This is a genomic window from Saccharomonospora marina XMU15, assembly GCF_000244955.1.
GTDB lineage: Bacteria > Actinomycetota > Actinomycetes > Mycobacteriales > Pseudonocardiaceae > Saccharomonospora_A > Saccharomonospora_A marina.
The window spans coordinates 1,389,937-1,412,339 of sequence record NZ_CM001439.1; the positions used below are offsets into that span (position 1 = coordinate 1,389,937).

Annotated in this window: 21 protein-coding genes; 17 read left to right on the top strand and 4 right to left on the bottom strand. The window is 70.5% G+C overall.

What is annotated here, in order from left to right; genetic code table 11:
- The first annotated feature begins 2 nt into the window (after positions 1–2).
- From SACMADRAFT_RS06540 to SACMADRAFT_RS06595, 12 genes are read left to right on the top strand one after another with little or no spacing between them, the layout of a single operon-like run.
- The gene (locus tag SACMADRAFT_RS06540; protein WP_009153001.1) at positions 3–935 is read left to right on the top strand and encodes a carbohydrate ABC transporter permease; all 933 of its coding nucleotides are present in this window, start codon (positions 3–5) and stop codon (positions 933–935) included.
- A complete protein-coding gene (locus tag SACMADRAFT_RS06545) occupies positions 935–2,050 on the top strand; it encodes an ABC transporter ATP-binding protein (RefSeq protein ID WP_009153002.1) in 1,116 nt (371 codons plus the stop codon). Before SACMADRAFT_RS06540 ends, SACMADRAFT_RS06545 begins: the two co-directional genes overlap by 1 nt.
- Positions 2,047–2,823 (top strand): DeoR/GlpR family DNA-binding transcription regulator, encoded by a 777-nt coding sequence (locus SACMADRAFT_RS06550; RefSeq protein WP_009153003.1) that lies wholly within the window; start codon positions 2,047–2,049, stop codon positions 2,821–2,823. The genes SACMADRAFT_RS06545 and SACMADRAFT_RS06550 overlap by 4 nt, the downstream gene beginning before the upstream one ends.
- Entirely contained in the window at positions 2,820–3,482 is a 663-nt protein-coding gene (locus SACMADRAFT_RS06555) for an HAD family hydrolase (protein ID WP_009153004.1), read from the top strand. The genes SACMADRAFT_RS06550 and SACMADRAFT_RS06555 overlap by 4 nt, the downstream gene beginning before the upstream one ends.
- 28 nt (positions 3,483–3,510) lie before the next feature.
- Positions 3,511–5,247: a dihydroxyacetone kinase family protein gene (locus tag SACMADRAFT_RS06560; protein WP_009153005.1), complete on the top strand. Its 1,737-nt coding sequence runs from the start codon at positions 3,511–3,513 to the stop codon at positions 5,245–5,247.
- Positions 5,244–5,738: an RpiB/LacA/LacB family sugar-phosphate isomerase gene (locus SACMADRAFT_RS06565; protein WP_009153006.1), complete on the top strand. Its 495-nt coding sequence runs from the start codon at positions 5,244–5,246 to the stop codon at positions 5,736–5,738. The genes SACMADRAFT_RS06560 and SACMADRAFT_RS06565 overlap by 4 nt, the downstream gene beginning before the upstream one ends.
- A complete protein-coding gene (locus SACMADRAFT_RS06570) occupies positions 5,735–6,823 on the top strand; it encodes an ABC transporter ATP-binding protein (RefSeq protein WP_009153007.1) in 1,089 nt (362 codons plus the stop codon). Before SACMADRAFT_RS06565 ends, SACMADRAFT_RS06570 begins: the two co-directional genes overlap by 4 nt.
- Positions 6,820–7,866, top strand: a complete 1,047-nt coding sequence (locus tag SACMADRAFT_RS06575) for a 2-hydroxyacid dehydrogenase (RefSeq protein ID WP_009153008.1) — start codon at positions 6,820–6,822, stop codon at positions 7,864–7,866. The genes SACMADRAFT_RS06570 and SACMADRAFT_RS06575 overlap by 4 nt, the downstream gene beginning before the upstream one ends.
- 1 nt (position 7,867) lies before the next feature.
- On the top strand, positions 7,868–9,316 hold the full coding sequence (locus tag SACMADRAFT_RS06580) for an FGGY-family carbohydrate kinase (RefSeq protein ID WP_009153009.1): 1,449 nt from the start codon (positions 7,868–7,870) through the stop codon (positions 9,314–9,316).
- Positions 9,313–10,095, top strand: a complete 783-nt coding sequence (locus SACMADRAFT_RS06585) for a class II aldolase/adducin family protein (protein WP_009153010.1) — start codon at positions 9,313–9,315, stop codon at positions 10,093–10,095. The genes SACMADRAFT_RS06580 and SACMADRAFT_RS06585 overlap by 4 nt, the downstream gene beginning before the upstream one ends.
- A 27-nt stretch (positions 10,096–10,122) precedes the next feature.
- Positions 10,123–11,820 carry a glycerol-3-phosphate dehydrogenase/oxidase gene (locus tag SACMADRAFT_RS06590; protein ID WP_009153011.1) on the top strand — a complete coding sequence of 566 codons (1,698 nt, stop codon included), beginning with the start codon at positions 10,123–10,125 and terminating at the stop codon, positions 11,818–11,820.
- Positions 11,820–13,361, top strand: coding sequence for a xylulokinase (locus tag SACMADRAFT_RS06595; RefSeq protein ID WP_009153012.1), 1,542 nt, complete (start codon positions 11,820–11,822; stop codon positions 13,359–13,361). The genes SACMADRAFT_RS06590 and SACMADRAFT_RS06595 overlap by 1 nt, the downstream gene beginning before the upstream one ends.
- Here the strand turns inward: SACMADRAFT_RS06595 and SACMADRAFT_RS06600 are convergent.
- From SACMADRAFT_RS06600 to SACMADRAFT_RS06615, 4 genes are read right to left on the bottom strand one after another with little or no spacing between them, the layout of a single operon-like run.
- Positions 13,333–13,833, bottom strand: coding sequence for a CoA-binding protein (locus SACMADRAFT_RS06600; protein WP_009153013.1), 501 nt, complete (start codon positions 13,831–13,833; stop codon positions 13,333–13,335). The genes SACMADRAFT_RS06595 and SACMADRAFT_RS06600 overlap by 29 nt on opposite strands.
- Positions 13,830–15,128 (bottom strand): O-acetylhomoserine aminocarboxypropyltransferase/cysteine synthase family protein, encoded by a 1,299-nt coding sequence (locus SACMADRAFT_RS06605; protein ID WP_009153014.1) that lies wholly within the window; start codon positions 15,126–15,128, stop codon positions 13,830–13,832. Before SACMADRAFT_RS06605 ends, SACMADRAFT_RS06600 begins: the two co-directional genes overlap by 4 nt.
- A 46-nt stretch (positions 15,129–15,174) precedes the next feature.
- A complete protein-coding gene (locus SACMADRAFT_RS06610) occupies positions 15,175–15,819 on the bottom strand; it encodes a (2Fe-2S)-binding protein (protein ID WP_009153015.1) in 645 nt (214 codons plus the stop codon).
- Positions 15,816–16,679 (bottom strand): putative RNA methyltransferase, encoded by an 864-nt coding sequence (locus tag SACMADRAFT_RS06615; protein ID WP_009153016.1) that lies wholly within the window; start codon positions 16,677–16,679, stop codon positions 15,816–15,818. The genes SACMADRAFT_RS06610 and SACMADRAFT_RS06615 overlap by 4 nt, the downstream gene beginning before the upstream one ends.
- Before the next feature lie 184 nt (positions 16,680–16,863).
- Here SACMADRAFT_RS06615 and SACMADRAFT_RS06620 point away from each other — a divergent pair, with 184 nt between their 5' ends.
- The 5 genes from SACMADRAFT_RS06620 (at position 16,864) to ku (ending at position 22,203) form a co-directional block, all read left to right on the top strand.
- Complete coding sequence (locus SACMADRAFT_RS06620) at positions 16,864–18,162, top strand: ammonium transporter (RefSeq protein ID WP_009153017.1); 1,299 nt, start codon at positions 16,864–16,866, stop codon at positions 18,160–18,162.
- Positions 18,159–18,497: a P-II family nitrogen regulator gene (locus tag SACMADRAFT_RS06625; RefSeq protein ID WP_009153018.1), complete on the top strand. Its 339-nt coding sequence runs from the start codon at positions 18,159–18,161 to the stop codon at positions 18,495–18,497. Before SACMADRAFT_RS06620 ends, SACMADRAFT_RS06625 begins: the two co-directional genes overlap by 4 nt.
- Before the next feature lie 9 nt (positions 18,498–18,506).
- Positions 18,507–20,819 (top strand): [protein-PII] uridylyltransferase, encoded by a 2,313-nt coding sequence (locus SACMADRAFT_RS06630; protein ID WP_009153019.1) that lies wholly within the window; start codon positions 18,507–18,509, stop codon positions 20,817–20,819.
- Between the two features lie 85 nt (positions 20,820–20,904).
- Positions 20,905–21,264: a hypothetical protein gene (locus SACMADRAFT_RS06635; RefSeq protein WP_009153020.1), complete on the top strand. Its 360-nt coding sequence runs from the start codon at positions 20,905–20,907 to the stop codon at positions 21,262–21,264.
- Between the two features lie 39 nt (positions 21,265–21,303).
- The gene (ku, locus tag SACMADRAFT_RS06640; protein ID WP_009153021.1) at positions 21,304–22,203 is read left to right on the top strand and encodes a non-homologous end joining protein Ku; all 900 of its coding nucleotides are present in this window, start codon (positions 21,304–21,306) and stop codon (positions 22,201–22,203) included.
- The last annotated feature ends 200 nt before the right edge of the window (positions 22,204–22,403 follow it).

Sequence of the window (22,403 nt, forward strand, 5' to 3'; positions counted from 1 at the left end):
CCATGGCGATGACCTCCTCCACGCCCAAGGCCTCCCCGCCGGTGCCGCTCGCGGGGCGGGACGAAGGCGCGCGGCCGCCGTTGCCACCCACCGAGCGGCGGCTCGCGCGACGCAAGGCACTCACCGCGTCGCTGGCCAACCTGTCGCTGCTGATCTACTTCGCGTTCTCGTTGCTGCCCGTCGTGTTCATCGTGGCGCTGAGCCTGAAGTCCACAGCGGAACAGACCAGCACGTATCTGGCCTTCACCCCGACGTTCGACAACTACCGGACCGTGCTGGGGTTGGGTGAGGCGGGGACGTCATACGTCCGGTTCTTCCTCGCCAGCCTCGCGACGTCGACCGGCGCCGTACTCGTCTCGCTGCTGATCGGCATACCCGCGGCCTACGCGGCGGCACGGTACCGGTTCAAAGGCAGCGACGACCTGATGTTCACCCTGCTGAGCTTCCGGTTCGCGCCCGAACTCGTCGTCATCATCCCGCTCAGCGTGATCTACCAGCAGGCGGGCCTCTACGACACCGTGTTCGGGATGATCTGGGTGTTGCAGCTGGTCACGATGCCGCTCGTGGTGTGGATTCTTCGGTCGTTCTTCACCGATCTGCCGCCCGAGTTGGAGGAAGCGGCACTGCTCGACGGATACAGCAGACGGCAGGCGTTCTTCCGTGTCGTGCTGCCGCTGGTGCGGCCCGGTATCGCCGCGGTATGCCTGCTGGCGTTCATCTTCGCCTGGAACAACTTCATCTTCCCGTTCACGCTCACCTCGAGTAACGCGCAGACGGTGACGGTGAGTTCGCTGGCCTTCCTCGGGGGCAACCAGGTGCGCTTCAACCTCGTCGCCGCGGGCGCGGTGATGGCGGCGTTGCCGCCGCTGCTGCTGGCGCTGTTCATCCAGCGATACCTGGTGCGGGGACTTTCGTTCGGGGCGGTGAAAGGCTGATGGCCGCGATCGAGGTACGGGGGCTGCACAAGGCGTTCGGCAAGGTCACCGCGCTGGAGGAAGTCTCGTTCTCGGTGGCCGACGGGGAGTTCTTCTGCCTGCTCGGGCCCTCCGGCGCGGGCAAGACCACGACCCTGAAATGCGTCGCAGGGCTCACCAGGCCACAGCGCGGCAGTGTGTTCGTCGACGGGGAGGATGTCGGCGACATCGAGCCCAACCACCGCAACCTGGCGATGTGCTTCGAGAGCTACGCGCTCTACCCGCAACTGTCCGTGTTCGACAACATGGCCTCCCCGCTGCGCTCCCCCGCACACCGGCTGGACGGCGACGCCGTGCGGCATCGGGTGGGTGGGATAGCCGAGCTGCTCGGCATCGCTCAGTTGCTCGACCGTGGTGTCGACCAGCTTTCCAACGGGCAGCGGCAGCGCGTCGCACTCGGCCGGGTGCTTGTCCGTCCCGCCAACGCCTACCTGCTGGACGAGCCGCTCGCACACCTCGACGCGAAGCTGCGTACGGCGATGCGTGCCGAGCTGAAGCGGATCGCGCACGGTGAGTTGACCACCACCACCGTCTACGTGACCCATGACTACGTCGAGGCGCTGTCGCTTGCCGACCGGATCGCCGTACTCAAGGACGGCCGTATCCACCAGGTCGGCACGCCGGCGCAGGTGTGGAACGAGCCCGCCGACTCCTTCGTCGCGCAGGCGTTCGGCAAGCCACGCATCTGTTTCGTCGACGGCGGGCTCGTCGACGGTGACGAGACACCGTGGTTCGTCAGTTCCGACGGTGCCGTCTCGATTCCGGTGGGCGGGGTGGAGGCGCGCCCCGGTGACGCGGTCCGCGTCGGGATCCGGCCCCGTGACCTGGTGTTGCAGGTCGGCGCTGCGGAAGTGGCGCCGGGCAGGGTCCGCGTGGAGGGGGCTGTGTACGTGCTCGAACACCTGGGACGGCAGACGGAGGTCACGGTCCAGGTGGGGCAGACGTGGCTGTCGGTCCTGGTGCCTCGCGCGCAAGCGGCGGGTCTCGCCGCCGGCGACAAGGTCGGGTTGGTGATCGACCCGGAACCGGTGCATGTGTTCCTGCCAGGCGAACAAGGAAGGCGGATCTCTCAGTGACCGATGAGCGGCAGGGCCCGGAGGGGCGGCAGCAGCGCATCGCGGATGTTGTGGTGGAGCGCGGCAGCCTGTCGGCGCAGGAGCTCGCGGCGATGTTCGGGGTCAGCGTGATGACCGTCCATCGGGACCTGGACGAACTGGAACGCCAGGGCGTCGTGCGCAAGTACCGGGGCGGTGTCACCGCGCAGCCGTCGGGGGTTTTCGAGTCGAACGTCGCCTATCGACGCAAGGCGATGCGGGCGGCCAAGGAGTCCATCGCCGCGCACGCGCTGCGTTATGTCGAATCCGGAATGTCGATCATGCTGGACGACGCGACGACCACGGCCGCGATGATCCCGCGACTGGAGGGGCTGGCGCCGCTGCGGGTAGCCACCAACTACCTGGAAGGGCTGTCCAAACTCGCGCAGATCCGCGGGATCTCGCTGATGGCGCTCGGCGGTGACTACGACCCGCTGCACGATTCCTTCCTCGGCGTGGCCTGCATCGAAGCCATCGACGCGATCCGGGTGGACGCGGTTTTCGTGTCCACCTCCGCGCTCAGCGGGCGCTACGCCTTCCACCAGGAGGACCGGATCGTGGCTGTGAAGCGCAAGATGCTGGAGGTCGCCGAGAAGCGCTACCTGTTGATGGACCACACCAAGCTCGGCAAGGTCGCGCTGCACCGGCTGGTTCCGCTCACCGAGTTCAGCCTGCTCATCGTGGACTCCGGTGCACCGGAGGAGACGCTGGCCGAGTTGAAGCGTTACGACATCCCCTACGAGGTAGCACGGTGAACACGGTGGCCGGCGTGATCCTCGACCTGGACGGGGTGATCGTCGACAGCGAGCACCTGTGGGAACGGGGCTGGCGGGCCTGCTGTGCGCGCCGCTCGGTGTATTGGGGTGCCGACGACACGGCGACGGTACAGGGCATGAGCAGCCTGGAGTGGTCCGGCTACGTCGCCGCGAAGCTCGGCGATCCGGGTCTGGCGGGCACGGTGCGCGCCGAGTGCGTCGAGCACGTCGTCGAAGCGGTGCATGCCGGACTCGCCCCGTTGCTGGACGGCGCCGAGGAACTGGTTCGCAAGATCAGTGACCGGGCCCGCGTGGCGCTGGCGTCATCGGCCGCGCGCAAGGTCATCGACGCCGTACTGCGAAGGCACCGCATCGAGGCGTGTTTCGCGGCGACGGTGTCGAGCGAGGAGGTGAGGCGCGGCAAGCCGAGCCCGGACGTCTACACCGAGGCCGCCAGGCGGATCGGACTGGCGAAGGGACACGGGATCGCCGTGGAGGACTCCGGAAACGGCATCCGTGCCGCGCACGCCGCCGGACTGACCGTGATCGCCATTCCCAACCAGCAGTACCCACCGAATCCGCAAGCGCTGGCACTGGCCGACCACGTCGCGACCGACCACCGCGACGCTCTCGACCAGGTGCTCGCGCGCCTGCCCTGAATGCCTGTGGCGCGAAGGAGAGACGCCAATGACTCGCCTCTACAACGACCCGGCGCGGTTCAGCGACGACATGGTCGACGGGTTCGTCGCCGCCTACGACCGGTACGTGCGGCGCGTGCCGAACGCGTCCGGGGTGCTGCGGGCCTCGGCCCCGCGACCGAACAAGGTCAGCGTGGTGATCGGAGGAGGCTCCGGACACTACCCCGCATTCTGCGGGCTCGTCGGCCCCGGCTTCGCCGACGGTGCGGTGATCGGCGACATCTTCACCTCACCCTCCGCCGAGCAGGCCTACCTCGTGGGCAAGGCGGCCGACGCCGGTGCGGGAGTGTTGTTCAGCTACGGCAACTACGGCGGTGACGTGATGAACTTCGGCCTCGCGCAGCAACGGCTGCGCGAGGAGGGCATCGACTGCCGGACCGTGCTCGTCACCGACGACATCGCCTCCGCCTCCGCCGACAGCAGGCAGCAGCGGCGCGGCATAGCGGGAGACTTCTGCGTCTTCAAGGCCGCGGGAGCCGCGGCCGACCGTGGCGAGCCGATCGCCGAGGTGGAGCGGATAGCAGGCAAGGCCAACGAGTGGACCCACACCCTCGGTGTGGCGTTCGCGGGCTGCACGCTGCCGGGTAGGCGGGAGCCACTGTTCACGGTGGACACAGAGAAGATGGAACTGGGCCTCGGCATTCACGGCGAGCCGGGGGTGCGCACCGTCGAGCGGCTCAGCGCGGAGGAACTCGCCGGTGTGCTCGTCGAAACCGTGCTGCGGGAGCGACCCGAGGCCGCCGACGGGCGCGCGGCGGTGCTGCTCAACGGCCTCGGCGCCACCAAGTACGAGGAACTCTTCGTGGTGTGGAAGGCGGTCGCGGCCGAACTCGCCGCCTCGGGGGTGGAACTCGTCTCTCCCGAGGTGGGCGAGCTGGTCACCAGCCTCGACATGGCCGGCTGCTCGCTGACCCTGCACTGGCTCGACGACGAGTTGGCGGGGTTGTGGCAGGCGCCCGCCGACACGCCCGCGTTTCGGCGGGGGGAGGTGCCACACCTGGCGCCCACCGCCACCGCCGCCACCACCGCCGTCGGCGATGCCCTGGCCGCAGCTCCGGAGTCGCCGGGCACCACCGTGATCGGCGAGCCCGCACGCAGGGCGGCGGAGGTGGTGCGCGGCTGCCTCGCCGCGATGGCGGACGTGGTCGAGCGTGAAGAGTCCTATCTCGGTGACATCGACGCTGTGGCAGGCGACGGTGACCACGGGCGCGGAATGCTTCGGGGACTGCGTGCCGCCCGCGCGGCGGCCGACGACGCCGCGCTCGGCGCGGGCGGTGCGCTGCGCGCCGCGGGTGCGGCATGGGCCGACCGCAGCGGGGGTTCCTCCGGTGTGCTCTGGGGTGCGTTGCTGCGGGAGATCGGTGCGGTGGTGGGTGACGGCGACTTGCCCGCGGCCGCCACGGTGGTCGATGCCGTGCGCCGTGGCGCCGAGGTGGTCGCGCGGTTGGGAGGCGCGGCGGTGGGGGACAAGACGATGCTGGACGCGCTGGTGCCGTTCGCCGACGCGTTGGCGCAGCGCGTCGCCGACGGCGCCGAACTGCCCGTGGCGTGGCGGGCCGCGGCGGAGATCGCGCACGCGGCGGCGGAGGCGACCAGCGAACTGCGCCCACGCGTGGGCAGGGCGCGGCCGCTGGCGCAACGCAGTGTCGGCACACCCGATCCGGGGGCGGTGTCGTTCGCGCTGTGCGCCCGCGCGGCAGGCGAGGTGCTGGGGGTGCGCGGATGAGCGCCGACCGCTGGCGGGTCGGCGTCGGGGCCGACGACGCCGGGCTCGAGTACAAGAACGCGATCCTTTCGGATCTGCGAGCCGACGCGAGGGTCGAGTTCGTCGAGGACTTCGGAGTGCGTTCGGGTGAAAAGACGCCGTACCCTCGGATCGGGCTTGCCGTGGCCGAAGCCGTGGCTGCGGGTCGGCTCGACCGGGGGGTGCTCATCTGCGGTACCGGCATCGGCATGGCCATCAGTGCGAACAAGGTCGGCGGTGTTCGCGCGACCACGGTGCACGACAGCTACTCGTGTGAGAGGTCCGTGCTGTCCAACGACTGCCAGATCATCACGTTCGGTCAACGCGTCGTCGGGCTTGAGCTGGCTCGCAGGCTTGTGCGGGAATGGCTGGGCTACGTGTTCGATCCGTCCTCGCCCTCGCGCGACAAAGTGGGCGTGATCAGCGACTACGAACGGCGCACCGGTGCACCGCGAATGGAGACTCGACGATGAGTGACCTCACGCTGCTGAACGTACGCAAGACCTACCGCACCAAGGGGCGGCCCGAGGTGCACGCGGTGCGTGGCTTCGACCTGCGGGTGCGTGGCGGTGAACTCGTCGGTCTGCTGGGACCCTCCGGCTGCGGCAAGTCGACGACGCTACGCATGATCGCGGGTCTTGAGGAGGTGACCGGCGGCGACATCCTCGTGGCGGGCCGCTCGATGGTCGGGTTGCCCCCGCAGCGCCGCAACATCGGTGTGGCTTTCGAGAACTACGCGCTCTACCCGCCGCTGACGGTGGAGGAGAACATCGCCTTCGGCCTGCGGGCGCGAGGCAAACGCGACCGCAAGGCGCGCGTCGCCGACGTCGCGGGCCGCATCGGGCTCACCGACATCCTGCAGGCGCGGCCCGCAGGGCTGTCGTCGGGGCAAAAGCAGCGCGTCGCTTTGGCGCGGGCCGTCGCGAGGCAGCCGGAGGTGTTGCTGCTTGACGAGCCGCTTTCCCATCTGGACGCCGCCCAACGCGACACGACCAGGCGCGAACTGCGCCACCTGCAGCAGGAACTCGGCTACACCACCATCCTCGTCACGCACGACCAGGAGGAGGCGTTGAGCCTGGCCGACCGGGTCGTGGTGATGAACGAGGGCACGGTGCAGCAGGTCGGCACACCCGACGAGATCTACGACGACCCCGCGAACCTGTTCGTCGCGCAGTTCGTCGGCGAGCCGCCGATGAACCTGCTCGACGGCAAGCTGCAACCGGCAGGGGACGTGCGACTCGCCCCCGAGGTGACCCCCGAGGTGACACTGCGGGTGCCCGTTCGCGACCCGAGGCAGGCCGACGTCACGCTCGGCGTACGCCCGGAGGACGTCGCGCTCACCGGGCAGGCCGACGCCGACCTCTCGGGCACCGTCTTGGTCCACGAGGACCTGCTGGAGTACGGCCTGCTGACCGTCGAGGTGCCGGGGCTGCGGCAGCGGCTGGTCGCGCAGACCGAACCAGGCCTGATCCTGCGCCCCGGTGAGAACGTCTGGCTGTCGCTGCACCGCGAGCGCGTGTACCTGTTCGAATCCGAGAGCGGGGAGCGGATCCGATGAGCGCGCGAGCGATCCTCGCCGCGGGCGACGACTTCGTGCTCACCCGGCTGTTCGCCGAGCAGCTGCGGGAACAGGTCGGAGGGCAACGGCAGGTCCGCGAACTCACGCTGCCGTGGCCTGCCCGGCCGTTCGGCACGGTCGGCGAGGTGCGGGAAGCCTCCGGAGACGAGGACGAGTTGATCGCCGCGCTCTCCGGAGCCGACATCGCGGTCACTCACCTGGCGCCGTTCACCGAGAAGGTGTTCGCGAACGCGCCGGATTTGCGGCTGCTGGTGGTGTCGCGGGGCGGTCCGGTGAACGTCAATCTCGACGCCGCGACCAGGCACGGGGTCGTGGTGTGTTACGCGCCCGGCCGCAACGCCGACGCCGTCGCCGAGTTCACCGTGGGGCTGCTGATCGCCACCTGCCGCAACCTCGCAGCCGGGCACGCGGAACTGGCGCAGGGCCGCTGGGGCGGGCACTACTACGAGTACCGGCACGCCGGGTTCGAGATCGGCGGTTCCACCGTGGGTCTCGTGGGCTACGGGGCCATCGGCTCGCGGGTGGCACGGTTGCTCGCCGCCTTCGGGGCGAAGGTGCTGGCCTACGACCCGTACGTGGGTGAAGACGACGTCGAACCGGGCATCACCCGGCTGACCGACCTGGCGGAGCTGCTGCGGCAGTCGCGTGTGGTCAGCCTGCACCAGCGGGTCACAGCGCAAACCCGGGGGATGATCGGCGCCGCGGAGCTGGCGCTGCTGCCACCCGGCGCGGTGTTGATCAACACCGCGCGTGGTGCGGTGCTCGACTACGACGCGTTGTGCGACGCGTTGGACAGCGGACACCTCGCCGCCGCCGGTCTCGACGTCTACCCCGACGAACCGCTGCCGGAAAGGGCGCGGTTGCTTTCGACCCCGAACGTGGTGCTCTCGCCGCACGTCGCGGGCTGCAGCAGGGAGGTGGCGCAGCGGGCGGCGCGGATCTGCGCCGCGGAGGTGGGCCGCTGGACGCGAGGCGAGCCAGTCGCGCACTGCGCCAACCCGGCCGTGCTCGCGGGAACCTGACATGTATCTCGGCATCGATATCGGTACCTCGGTGACGAAGGCCGCCCTGTTCGGTGAGGGCGGGCAGGTACTCGCGTTCGCCAGCCACCCAACGCGGTTGGAGTCGCCGAGGCGGGGCTGGTTCGAGCAGCGGCCCGACGACGTCCTCGACTCGGTCGCCACCGTCACGCGCGATGTGGTGGCCCGCGCGGGTCGCGCGCCGAGGCTGCTGGGACTGACCGGGCAGGGCGACGGGGTGTGGCTGGCCGGAGAGGACGGCAGGCCGGTGCGCCCCGCCGTGTCCTGGTTGGACTCCCGTGCGGCGGGCGTGCTGCGGCGCTGGATGCACAGCGGGGTGGTGGAGCAGGCGTTCCGGCGGACGGGCAACACGATGTTCCCCGGAGCCGCCGCTCCCGTGCTGGCCTGGCTGGACGAGCACGAGCCCGCATCGCTGGACCGCGCGGCGACCGCGGGCTACTGCAAGGACCTGGTCATGCAGCGACTCACCGGGGTGCGGGCCACCGACGTCTCGGATGCTTCGCTTCCGTTCCTCGACCCGGTCAGCCGCCAGTACCGGGCCGACGTCCTCGCGATGTGCGGGCTTTCGCACCGCTTGGACCTGCTGGCGCCGGTAGCGCGGCCGTCGGTCACGGGAGCGCTGACACCGGAGGCGGCCGCCCTGCTCGGGCTGGGCGAGGGCACGCCGGTCGCCGCGGGGCCGTTCGACCTCCCGGCCTGCGCGCTGGGTTCCGGCGTGACCCGGCCCGGCGAGGGACACCTGATCGTCGGTACCACGCTCGCCTGCCAGGTGCTGGTGGACAGCGTGGACACGGCAGGGGAGCCCGCGGGCATGACGCTGTCCACCGGCACCGGTGACCGCTGGCTCAGGGCGATGCCCGCGATGGTCGGCACAGCGGCGCTGGACTGGGTGCTCGGCCTCGTCGGTGAGACCCACGACGCGCTGGACGGCATGCTCGACGCCTGCCCACCCGGAGCGGGCGGTGTGACGTGCCTGCCGTACTTCTCCCCTTCCGGGGAACGCGCTCCGTTCGTGGACCCGTCGGCCACCGCGGCTTTCGATGGGCTCAGCCTGCAGACGAGCGGGGCGGACCTGGTCCGCGCGACGTGTGAGGCGGTCGCTTTCGCCGCACGGCACTGCTTCGACGCCGCGGGCCTCGACGGCGACGTCGCGATGTGTGGTGGCGGTACTCGCAGCAGCCGGTGGTTGCGGATGTTCGCGGATGTGCTCGCGAGGCCGGTCAGGCTTGCGCCGCAACCGGAGACCGGTGCGCGTGGCGCGGCACTGGCCGCCGCGCGTGCGTTCGGCGACGAACTGGACGAGGCGGTGTGGACGGCACCGATGGCCGTGATCGAGCCCGATCCCGACAACGCCGCCCGGTACGAGGACGGCTACCGCGACTACCGCGCGCGAGTGGACGCCGCGCGCGGCAGCTGGAAGGAGCAGTGGTGACCGACGTGACCGGTGAGACCGGCGAGACCGGGACTGCCGAACTGCTGGACCTGACCCGCACCCTGGGGCAGCCGGAACGCGACCTCGTCGTGCTCGCGGAGGGCAACACCGCCATGCGCACCGGCGACGGGTCGATGCTGGTCAAGGCGAGCGGGTCGAGGATGGGCACCGCCACCCCGACCGACTTCGTCGAGGTCGCGACCCGCCCACTGGTGGAGCTGGTGACATCGGCGGTCACCGACGACCGTGCGGTGAACCGGGCGTTGCTGGACGCTCGGCACGATCCCGACGCGCCGACACCCTCGATGGAGGCGCTACTGCACGCGCTGTGCGTGGAGGAGGCCGGAGCCGACGTCGTGGCACACACCCACCCGGTCGCGCTCAACTCCATCCTGTGCTCCGACCAGGCCGGGGAACTCGTGGCCGGGCCGCTGTTCCCGGATCAGGTCGTCGTGATGGGAAGGCACCAGGTGCTGGTGCCCTACGCCGACCCAGGCCTCGCGCTCGCGCGAGCGGTGCGCACCCGGCTGCTGCGTCACCTCGACGAGCACGGTCAGCCGCCGAAGGTCGTCTACCTGGCCAACCACGGCATCTTCGTGCTGGCAGCAAGTGCCAAGGACGCGCTCGCGACCACCGAGATGACCGTCAAGACCGCGCGAATCCTTTCCGGCGCGCTCGCCGTCGGCAAACCCACCCGGCTCGACCAGGAACAGGCCGAGCGCATCGACACCAGGCCGGACGAGTTGCACCGCAGGCGCCGGCTCGAAACCAACGCCTGAGCGGCAACGAACCTGTCGGAGGAGCCGATGAGTACGGACCGGTCCAGCCTGAACCCGTCGCAGCGCGAAACCGCACTGCGCGACATGTCGCAGCGGGAGTTCGACCTCGTGGTGATCGGCGGCGGAGTCACCGGCGTCGGCACGGCGCTCGACGCGGTGAGCCGGGGCCTTTCGGTTGCCCTGCTGGAGGCAGGTGACCTGGCCGAAGGTACCTCGTCGCGGTCGGGCAAGGTGTTCCACGGCGGGCTGCGTTACCTGGAGCAGTTGAACTTCTCCCTGGTGAAGGAAGCGCTCACCGAGCGCGACCTGATGGTGGATCGGCTCTGCCCACACCTGGTGTCGCCGGAGCGGTTCCTGTTCCCGTTCACCCGCCGCAGGCAGCGGCCCTACGTCGGGGCGGGGGTGCTGCTGTACGACCTGCTGCGGCTCACCGGAACGCGGAGTGTGGCCGGGCACCGGCATCTGTCGCGTGCCGCGGTGTTGCGTGAGATGCCCGCGCTCGACCCCGAACCCATCACCGGCGGGGTGCAGTACCACGATGTCCGCGTCGACGACGCCAGGCACACCATGATGGTGGCCAGGACCGCCGCGCGGCTCGGCGCGCGGATCGCCACGCGGGCACGTGCGGTGGGGATGCTCGTGGAAGGTGGTCGGGTCCGTGGTGTCCGGGTCCGCGACGAGCGCGGCGGCACCGAGTTGACCGTCCGCGCCCGCGCGGTGGTGAACGCCGCCGGGGTGTGGGCCGAAGCGGTGCAGGAGTTGGCGGGCGAATCGAGCATCGCGGTGACCGCGGCCAAAGGTATCCACCTCGTCGTTCCCGGCGAGGCGATCAACTCCAGGACGGGGCTCATCGCCAAGACCGCAGACAGCGTCTTCATCATCCGGCGCTGGTTCGACCACTGGCTGCTGGGCACCACCGACACCATGTGGGACCACGCGAGGTCGCAACCCGTGGCGACCCGGTCGGACGTGGACTACCTGCTCGACCAGGCGAACCGCTGGCTGCGGACACCGCTTTCGTACGACGACGTCGTCGGCGTGTACGCGGGGCTTCGCCCACTGGTGAGCGGCAAGGGTTCGGCGACGGCGAGGCTGTCCCGCGACCACGTGGTCACGGAACGGCCTCGCGGGCTGTTCACCGTGGTCGGCGGCAAGTACACGACCTACCGGGTGATGGCGCGCGACGCGGTGGACGCGGCGGCGCGACGGCTGGAGCGCCCCGTGCCGCACTCGGTGACCGATCGGTTGCCGATCATCGGTGCGGCCGGGTATCCGGCGTTGCTCAACCAGCGGCGCACGCTGGCGGCCGAGGCGGGGCTCGACGAGCGGCGCATCGACCACCTGCTCGGGCGCTACGGCGCGTTGACGACGGAACTGCTCGACCTGATCGCACGGCAGCCAGAACTCGGCGGGCCGGTGGCGGGCGCACCCGGCTATCTCGCCGCCGAACTGCACTACGCGGCGGCGCACGAGGGGGCCGACACTCTGGAGGACGTGCTGACGCGGCGAACGCGAGTGTTCATGGAGACACCTGACCGTGGCGGCGCGGCGGCAACGCACGCCGCCGACGTCGTCGGGGACGTGCTCGGTTGGGACGACGCGCGCCGCAAGGACGAGGTGGAGGCATACCGGGTGGCACGCAGCGCCGAGCAGCGTGGCACGCAGGCGCGTTCCGACGCCGAGGCGGTCGCGGCGTTGCGGGCCGCACAGGCGGAACGACCCTGATGCCGACGACCAGGGACTGCGTCGTCGGCATCGACGTCGGCACCACCTCGGCCAAGGCCGTGGTGATCGACGACAGGTCACGGGTGTTGGGCGAGGCCGCGCAGGAGTACCCGACCCGCTACGTCGGCCCATCGGGCGCGGAGCAGGACCCGAGGCACTGGTGGAAGGCCAGTTGCCGGTGCGTTCGGGCGGCGCTGGACGCGGCGGGAGTTCCCGCGACGGCCGTCGCCGCCGTCGCGGTGAGCAGCCAGGCACCGAGTGTCGTGGCGCTCGACGCGCGGCGGCAGCCGCTCGGTCCCGCGCTGTTGTGGCTGGATCGGCGTGGTGAGCAGGCCTGCCGCGACAGGGCTGCCGAAGGCGACCGCGTGGTGGCCGTCACCGGCAACCGGCTCGATCCCTACTACGCGGCCCCGAAACTGGCCTGGCTGCTGGACAACCAGCCCGGGTTGCGGTCGCTGGTCGACTCGGTGGTGTTCGCGGCGGGTTACGTCGTGCACGAACTCACCGGTGTGTTGTGCGCCGACACCGGGCATGCCGGGCTGAGCCTGCTCTACGACCTGCGTGCCGGTCGCTGGTCGGAGGAGTTGGCGCGGTTGTGGAACCTGCGGTCGGGTTGGCTGCCGCCGCTGGCGGACCCGACCGAGGTGGTCGGCTCGGTGCGCGCCGAGGCCGCGGAAGCCACGGGGCTGCCGAGGGGTACTCCCGTCGTCGCCGGGCTCGTCGACGGTGCCGCGGCGTCGCTCGAGTCGGGCGTCGTCGCGCACGGCGACGTGTGCGAGATGACCGGACAGTCCACTGTGGTCAACGCGGCGGTCGAGGCTTCGCAGGCGAGCGGACTGACGGGATCGTTGAGCGTCATGCCCTACGTCGTGCCGGGGCGGCACCTGGTGTTCGGCTCGATGGTCGCGACAGGCGGCATCCTTGCGTGGTTTCGAAGCCGCCTCGGACGCGGCGAGACGTTCGCCGACCTCGACGAGTTGGCCGCGACGGCACGACCCGGCGCGGGCGGCGTGCTGCTGCTGCCGTACTTCCTCGGGGAGCGCTCACCGGTGTGGGACTCCGACGCCAGGGGCGCGTTCGTGGGCATGTCGCTGGGCACCACGCGGGCCGACCTGGTGCGCGCGATCCTGGAGGGATCGGCGTACGGCCTGGCGCACAACCTGGCGGAGTTGGCCTCGCTGGGGCTGCGACCGCCCGCGCTGCGGGTGGTCGGCGGAGGCGCGCGGGGCAGGACCTGGAACCGGATCAAGGCCGATGTCACCGGACTCGCCGTCGAACTACCCCGCCAGTCCGCGGGTGCGCCGGTTGGCGCCGCGCTCGCGGCGGCCTCCGGTGTCGGGCTCGTCGACGACCTGGCCGACGCGGCACGCGAACGGTTCTCGGTGGCCGAGCGCATCGAACCCGATCCCGACCGGCACGCCGACTACCAGCGCCGCTACCGCGTCTACCGTGAACTCCACCCGGCGTTGCGGACGGTGCACTCGATGCTGGCCGAACTGCGAGACGCCGACCTCACATCGGCTGACGGCGGCGGGAGCTGACCACCCCGGTGTTGAACCCGGCCAGGTGCAGCCCACCGGCGAACCGCGCGTGCTCGATCTTGACGCAGCGATCCATCACCACGTCCAGTCCCGCCCGCGTGGCCCTTGCCGCCACCGGCTCGTGCCACAACCCCAGTTGCAGCCACAGCGTGCGCGCTCCCGCGGCGATGACCTCCTCCGCGACTCCCGGCAGATCCTCGGGCTTGCGGAACACGCTCACCAGGTCCGCTCCGCCCGGCACGTCGGCCAGCGAAGGGTAAACGGGCTGTCCGAGCAGTTCGTCGAGTCTGGGGTTGACGAAGTTGACGCGGTACCGGGTGGACGACAGCAGGTAGGTGGCCACGAAGTAGCTGGGACGCGCGGGGTTGGCCGATGCTCCCACGACGGTGACCGACTCGGTGCGCGCCAGCAGGAGCTGGCGTTGCCGAGCCGTCGGTGCGGTCCATCCGTTCGGGTTCGACTCGATGCTCATGCCGCCACCGCCTTGGCCAGCGCCTGGTCGATGTCCCAGAGGATGTCGTCGAGGTCTTCCAGTCCCACCGAGAGCCGGATCAGATCGGGACCGACACCGGCCTGCAGTAGCTGCTCCTCGGACAGTTGCTGGTGTGTGGTCGAGGCGGGATGGATGACCAACGTCCTCGCGTCACCGACGTTGGCGAGGTGGGAGAGCAGTTCCACCGACTCCACGAACCGCTCGCCCGCGGCACGGCCGCCCTTGATGCCGAAAGAGAACACCGCGCCGGGGCCGAGCGGCAGGTATCGCCGTGCCCGGTCGGCATGCCGGTGGTCGGCCAACCCGGCATAGCCGACCCACGTCACCCTCGGGTCGGCCGCGAGGTAGTCGGCCACCGCCTTGGCGTTGGCGACGTGGGCGTCCATCCGCTGTGGCAGCGTCTCGACGCCCTGCAGCAGCAGGAACGCCGAGTGCGGTGAGAGCACGGCGCCGATGTCGCGCAACTGCTCGGCGCGCAGCCTGGTGCAGAAGGCGAACTCGCCGAAGTTCTCCCAGTACCGAAGCCCGCCGTAGCTGGCGACCGGCTCGGTCATGCGCGGGAACTTGCCGTTGCCCCAGTCGAACCGTCCCGACTCGACGACGACCCCGCCGAGTGTCGTGCCGTGCCCGCCGAGGAACTTGGTGGCCGAGTGCAGCACGATGTCCGCGCCGTGCTCGATGGGCCTGCACAGGTATGGGGTGGCAAGCGTGGCGTCGACCACCAGCGGGATGTCGTGTGCGTGCGCCACGTCGGCGAGCGCGGCGATGTCGGCGATGTTGCCGCTCGGGTTGCCGATCACCTCGGTGAACAGCAGGCGTGTCTTACCGGTGATCGCGGCGGCGAAGCCGTCGGCGCTGTCGCGATCCGTTTCGGGGACGAACGTGGTGTCGATGCCGAAGCGGCGCAACGTGCCGTCGAGTTGTGTCACCGTGCCGCCGTAGAGACCGCTCGCCGACACGATGTGCTCGCCCGCCTCGGCCAGCGCGGCGAAGGTCAGGAACTCCGCTGCCTGCCCGCTACCGGTGGCCACACCGCCGATCCCGCCTTCCAGGCTCGCCATCCGCTCCTCGAACGCGGCCACGGTGGGGTTGCCGATGCGGCTGTAGATGTTGCCGTACTTCTGCAGCGCGAACAGGTTCGCGGCGTCGGCGGCGTCGTCGAACACGAAACTGGTCGTCTGGTAGATCGGCACCGCTCTCGCGCCGGTCTCGGGGTCAGGTGTGCCTCCCGCATGCAGCGCGCGGGTGCGAAAACCCCAATCACGTTCGCTCATCGCGACTCACCCTAGGCGAACAACCCCCTTCGCCCAAGGATCACGGTCAGCCCAGCAGCGTGCGCAGCCGCTGGGCACGCTGCTGCGGTGGTTGCCGGGGACAGCTCGCGCACTTCTCGACCCCGGGCAGTTCCGCCTCGTAGATCAGGCAGCACGAGCACCGCCGCACCACGGGTCGCTCGCCGACGAACTCGAACCGCGGCCGAGGCATCGGGCCGCCGACGGCCTCGGCGAGCGCTTCCGCCAGCCGCATCGCCCGCTGCGGCGCGGCTGTGGCCGAACCCGCCCACAGCATCCGGTTGGCCACCGAGTCGGTCGCCACCGCCCACAGCGACCGCGCGGTGGCGCCGCTGACCCGTGCTGCCGCGCTGATCGCAGCGTCGAGCGCGGCGCCGAGTGCTTCGGCAAGCCGTTCGATCCCGCCTTCGAGGTTTCGGTCGGATTCCGAGTCGAGGTAGCGACCGTCGGGATGCATGTCGAGCGTGACGGCCGAAAGCGACGGGTCCCTTGCGATCCCGGTGTGGACGAAGGGCTCCAGCGCGGGCGCCACGAGCACCGACGAGGCCGAGTACCACCGGATGGTGCCGAGCACCCGCGCGCCAACGCGCCCGTACAGCCGCCGCGCGCGTTCCAGGTCGGCGGCCAGCCACTCCTCGTCCGCGAGCACGGTTGCGCGCACCCGGGTACTCATCCGAGCCTGCGGTAACTCGAGACCCGAAACGACGTGGTCACCTCGATCGGCTCGCGAATCGCGTCGAGGCGCGCGGCGAGATCACCCCGGTGCAGATGGTGCGCGTTCGGTCCCATCAGCACGGCCGCGCGGGCCTGCTCGGGGGTGAGCGTCACCGTGGCGTCCAGCCGGTCCTCTCCGCAAGCGGCGAAGCCCTGTGCGAGCGCATCGGTGAGGCGCCGCTGCTTGTCATCGGCCATGTCGAGCAGTCCCAGGGTGTCGGCGAGTCGGTCGAGGTGGCGCTGTCCCGGCACGACCACCAGCAGCGTGCCGCCCGGCCGCAGGACCCGGTGGAACTCACCGGGATTGCGCGGAGCGAACACGTTGAGCAGCACGTCGGCCACCCCGGAAGACACCGGCCACGGCTGCCACAGGTTCCACACCGCCGCTCCGATACTCGGATGCGCCCTCGCCGCCCTGCGCAGTGCCGCCGCCGAGACGTCGAGCGCGAGGCCGGTCGCGTTACGCAGCCGCCGCAGCACCCGTGCCAGGTAGTAGCCGGTGCCCGCGCCCGCGTCGACGACGAACTCGCCGCCCGCCTGCTGCGCGCGGTCGGCGAGCAGGTCGGCCAGCGGCGCGTAGCAGCCGGTTTCCAAAAACCGCACCCGCGCCGCGACCATCTCGGCGGTGTCCGCCGTCTTGGCGGGGACCTTGGCGTGCAGCAGGTTGACGTAGCCCTGCCGCGCGATGTCGAACGAGTGTCCCCGGTCGCATCGCAGCCAGTGATCGCCGGGCCGCAGTTGCTCGCCACAGACGGAGCAGCGAAGCGCCGCCACGACCGCGGACGGTAGCGACTTCGCGGAGGTCTTCGGCGAGGTCATGGAGCATATTCGACCACGAGGTTTCCGGATCGGACGAATCGGCACCGGCGCCGGGAAACGCAGCCGTAACAACGCCGGTGGTTTGGTTCACAGCGACGCAACCTTTGGAGCCCTTCAGCGCAACACGCCTTTCCGATGCTGGGCCGCAATCGCTGATTTCGCCGACGGCTCTAGGAGGACAAGCGTGGAGGGAAATACGGCCTGGTTGCTCACCAGCGCCGCTCTGGTACTGCTGATGACGCCGGGATTGGCCTTCTTCTACGGCGGCATGGTGCGCTCCAAGAGCGTGCTGAACATGCTGATGATGTGCTTCGGCGCCATCGGCGTCATCGGTGTGTTGTGGATGGTGTTCGGCTACTCGATGGCCTACGGCAGCGACATCGGCGGGTTGCTGGGCAACCCGCTGGACTTCGTCGGGCTTTCCGGGCTCATGACGCCGGAGGGCGATCCGACCGCGGGCACCGTGGACGTCGCCTTCCAGGCGATGTTCGCCATCATCACCGTCGCACTGATCGCGGGTGCGGTCGCCGACCGGATGAAGTTCGGCGCGTGGCTGCTGTTCGGCGGGCTGTGGGCCACCCTGGTCTACTTCCCGGTCGCACACTGGGTGTGGGGCGACGGCGGCTGGATCGGCGAGTTGGGCGCGCTGGACTTCGCGGGCGGCACCGCAGTGCACATCAACGCGGGTGCCGCGGCGCTCGGTCTCGTGCTGGTACTCGGAAAGCGGGTCGGCTGGCCGAAGGAAGCCATGAAGCCGCACAACCTGCCCTACGTCATGCTCGGCGCCGGCCTGCTGTGGTTCGGCTGGTTCGGGTTCAACGCGGGCTCGGCCTACGCCGCCGACGGCGTCGCCGGTATCGCGTTCGTCAACACCGTCACGGCCACCTGCGCCGCGATGCTCGGCTGGCTGCTGCTGGAGCGGCTGCGGGACGGCAAGGCCACCAGCCTTGGTGCGGCCTCCGGTGTGGTCGCGGGCCTGGTCGCCATCACCCCGGCGTGTGCCTACGTCGACACCTGGGGCGCCCTCGCGATCGGTGTCATCGCCGGTGTGTTGTGCGCGCTGGCCGTCGGCCTGAAGTACCGCCTCGGCTACGACGACTCGCTCGACGTCGTCGGTGTGCACCTCGTCGGTGGCCTTGTCGGCACGGTGATGCTCGGCTTCGTCGCGACGGCGAGCGTCGTGGGCGAGGACGGCGTCAACGGCCTGTTCTACGGCGGCGGTGCCGACCAACTCGGCATTCAGGTGATCAGCGCCCTCGCGGTGATGGTGTACTCGGCCGTCGTGGCGGTCATCCTCGGCTTCGTCGTCAAGGCGGTGACCGGTGGTCGCGTCAGCGCGGAGGACGAGGTGTCCGGTATCGACGAGGCCGAACACGCCGAGACCGCCTACGACTTCGCAGGCGGCAGGGGCGGCAGGCCCGCGTCGGTCGACACCAGCGTGGTGAGTGGCAACGCCAAGAAGCTCGAGGAGAGCAAGTCATGAAACTGATCACCGCGATCGTCAAGCCGTTCACGCTCGACGACATCCGCTCCGCGCTCGAACAACTCGGCGTGCTCGGCATGACGGTGAGCGAGGTGCAGGGCTACGGCAGGCAGAAGGGCCACACGGAGGTCTACCGCGGTGCCGAGTACGCGGTCGACTTCGTCGCGAAGTTGAAGATCGAAGTGGTCACCGACGACGCCAACGTGGAGAAGGTCATCGACGCGATCGTCAGTTCCGCGCACACCGGCAAGATCGGTGACGGCAAGGTGTGGGTCAGCCCGGTCGACACCGTCATCAGGGTCCGAACCGGTGAACGTGGCGCGGACGCGCTCTAGGAAGGTGCCGTGGTCGAAGGGGGGCTGGCCGAGGCAGCGAACCGGCTGCTGGAGGGTCACCACGGAAGGCTCGGCGCGGCGGCACTGCGAGCCGCGCTGGTCGACCTGTACGAGTTCTGGTTGAGCAGGGCCGCCACGGCGGCCGGCGTCGACACCGCCGAACCCGGTGTCGCGCTGGTCGCCGTAGGCGGCCTCGGCCGTCGCGAGGTCGTGCCGTTCTCCGACCTCGACCTCGTACTCGTCCACGACGCGAACCCGAAGGTGGGGGAGATCGCCGACGCGTTGTGGTACCCGCTGTGGGACGCGAGGGTGGGGCTGGATCATTCGGTCCGCACTCCGGGGGAGGCGCTCAAGGTCGCCACCGAAGACCTGCGTACCGCGATGGGACTGCTCGACGCCCGCCACATCGCGGGTGATGAGGAACTTTCCGGGCGGCTGGTGGCCGCGGCGCGGGAACACTGGAGACGCACGGCACGCAAGCGTTTGCCGGAACTGGCCGAGTCGACCAGGGCCCGCTGGCAGCGAAGCGGCGAGCTCGCCCAGTCCGCCGAGCCCGACCTGAAGTACGCCAGAGGCGGCCTTCGCGATCTCGGGCTGCTCGACGCGTTCGCCGCGGCGCAGCTTTGCGACCGGCCGGGGCAGGAGCTGCGGGCGGCCCGCACACTGCTGCTCGACGTGCGCACCGAGCTGCGCAGGGAACTGCGGCGCGACCGTGACGTGCTCGGCGTGGTCGAAGCCGAGTTGGTGGCAGGCGAACTGGAGCTGGGTGACAGGTTCTCCCTCGCCCGCAGGCTGTCCGGCGCGGGCAGAACGGTCGGCTACGCCGTGGACGTGGCGCTTCGGTCGGCCGCCGAGCCGCCGAGGAGCCGCTTCTCCCGGCGGCCGAGCCGTATCCCGCTGGACGAGGGGGTGGTGTTGCACGGCAGCGAGGTGGCGCTGGCGCGTGACGCGATACCCGCCCGCGACCCGGGATTGCTGCTGCGCGTCGCCGCCGCGTCGGCCCGAACGGGCAACCCCATCGCGCCAGGCACGTTACGCACCCTCGCCGACTCGGCACCCGAACTGCGGGCGCCCTGGCCACAGCAGGCGAGGCAGGCGCTGACAGCGCTGCTCGGTGCGGGAGAGGGGCTCGTGGACGCGGTGGAGGCACTGGACCGCACGGGGCTGTGGGCACGGCTGTTCCCCGAGTGGGGAGCGGTGCGTGACCTGCCCCCGCGCGAACCGGTGCACGTGTGGACGGTGGACCGCCATCTCGTGCGCACCTGCGTGGAGGCGGCCGGGCTCACCACCACAGTCTCGCGGCCGGACCTGTTGTTGCTGGGAGCGCTGCTGCACGACATCGGCAAAGGCCGCGAGGCCGACCACTCCGAGTTGGGCGCGCGCATCGCCGCGCAGGTGGCGACCCGGATCGGGCTGCCGGAGGCGGACGCCGCGCTGGTGTCGGCCATGGTGCGTCATCATCTGTTGCTGCCGCACACGGCGACGCGCCGCGACATCAGCGAGCTCGAGACCGTGGAACGGGTCGCGAAGACCATCGACGGCCACGCGGTGCTGCTGGAGTTGTTGCACGCGCTCGCGCAGGCCGACTCGCTGGCGACGGGGCCGGGGATGTGGACGGAGTGGAAGGCAGGGCTGGTCGGCGAGTTGGTGCGGCGCTGCCGGGGGCTGCTGCACGGAAAGCCGTTGCCCGCACCCGAACCCATCGACGAAACCCAGCGGGAGCTGGTCTCCGCCGCGGCGCGTTCGGCCAGGGGCCAGGTTCGCGTCAGCACCTCCGGCAGGCTCACCGACGTCGTGCTCGCCGTCCCGGAAGGCGCGCAACTGCTCGCACCGGCCGCCGGTGTACTCGCTTTGCACTCGCTGCAGGTGCACTCCGCCGTGCTGCGCGGCCATCCCGGCGGCCACGTGGGTGTGTTCACCGCGTCGCCGAAGTTCGGGTCGCCGCCGGACACCGCGTTGCTTCGCGAGCAGTTCGCCAGAGCGGTGGCGGGCACCCTGCCGCTGGCCGCGAAGCTGGCCGAGAAGGAAAGCGCGTACGAGTCGCCGAACCTGGCGGGCACGGCGCCAAGGGTGTTGTGGTTCGACGACGAGACCTCCGGGCACAGCACCGTCGTGCTCGAACTGCGCGCGGCCGATCGAGTCGGCCTGCTGTACCGGGTGGCGGGCGCGCTGCGCGAATGCCGGGCCGAGGTCCGCTGGGCGCGGGTGGCCACACTCGGTACGGCGGTGGTGGACTCCTTCGCCATCCGGCCGCGCCACGGCAGCCCGGACGCGGCATGGCGGCACAAGGTGGAGCGCGCCGTGCTGGCCGCCGCCGTGTGAAGGGGCGGAGTGTCGGCGGCGCCCGCTTTCGGCGTCGGTGGCAGGATGTCGGCCACATCCCGCACACGGCGAAGGGTTGCTGAGGATGGCCGAGCTGGAACCGGTGGTGTTGCCCGCGAGCGTTGCCGCGTCGCACCTGCGCGCCTGCGCCGAGGCGCTGGCCGCGCCTGCCGGCATCGAACTCGCCGAACTCGCCGCTGTCATCGGCCACGTGGTGAGCGGGCAGCGACATCTCGCCGAGACGCTCGACGCGCTGGCGAGGCGAGCGCGAGCGGGCTGCGCCGACCCGGCGCTGGCCGCCGTGCCGACAGCGGACCTCGCCGCACTGGCGGAGGTACTCCAAGCGGCAGCGACGGCGTTCGGCTGTTCGGCGCAGGCGCTCACCGAAAGCGAGCCCTTGGTCGAGACCATCGCCGAAACGGCGGGTGGCCACACCCGTTTGTAGCTGTCGGACGCGGTATCGCGCTTACTAGGCTTTTCGGACATGCGCACCGTGTGGAAGGGCACCATCGGCCTCGGCAGCTTCGCCATCCCGGTCAAGGCCTACAGCGCCACCTCCGAACCGGGCACCGGTCTGGTACAGGTTCACACCACCGACGGCGGCAGGCTCAGGTATCGGCGGGTCTGCGAGGTGGACGGTGCCGAGGTGCCCGCAGAGGAGATCGGCAAGGGCTACCAGTCGGCGGGCGGGGATGTCGTCGTCCTCAGCGAGGAGGAACTCGCCTCGCTGGCGGGCGCGGCCGCGGAGTCGATCCGCATCCAGTGCTTCGTGCGCGGCGAGCAGATCGACCCGTTGCTGCACTCCAAGAGCTACTACCTGGAGCCGGAGGTCTCGGCCAACAAGCCGTACGTGTTGCTGTGCGAGGCGCTGCGACTGGCCGACCGGGTGGCGGTGGTGAAGGTGGCGCTGCGGCAACGCGAAACGCTGGGTGTGCTTCGGGTCGCCGGTCAGGTGCTGGTGCTGCAGACGCTGCACTGGCCGCAGGCGGTCCGTGGCGCGGACTTCCCTTTCCTGCACGAGGACGTCGATCTGCGTGTGGCGCAGGTGCGGGCGGCGGCGAACCTGATCGAGAACCTGTCCGGTGACTTCGAGCCGCACCGTTTCACCGACGGCTACCCCGACGCTGTCTCCGCACTCGTCGAGGCCAGGCTGGAAGGAACGGACGTGGTGCGGCCTACCGAGCCCGAGCAGGAGGAAGGCGTGGCCGAGTTGCTCGCGACCTTGCGCGAGCACGCGCAGCAGCGCGCCGACACCGACCAACTGGCCGCTCGGCGGACCGCCGTGAACCGGGCCGAGGCGGCCGCGGGTGAGGCGAAACAGGCCGAGCGCAAGGCACGCAAGGCGGCGTCGAAAGCTCGTGCTGCGCCGAAGGGCAGCCGTTAGGGCACCGAGGCGAGTAGCTCTACTCACGCGTTCTCGGTGTCTTCACGTTGCCGTGACAACCTCCTCGCCCGGCAGGGTGGTAGGCGCCTCGGTGAGTTGCCCGGTTCGATTCCGATCGCCTGGTACTGGGGGTCTGGCGAACGTCGCCGGGACCGCTCGGGAACCGCCGAGGACCAGCCGCCCGGCCGGCGTAGGGGGAG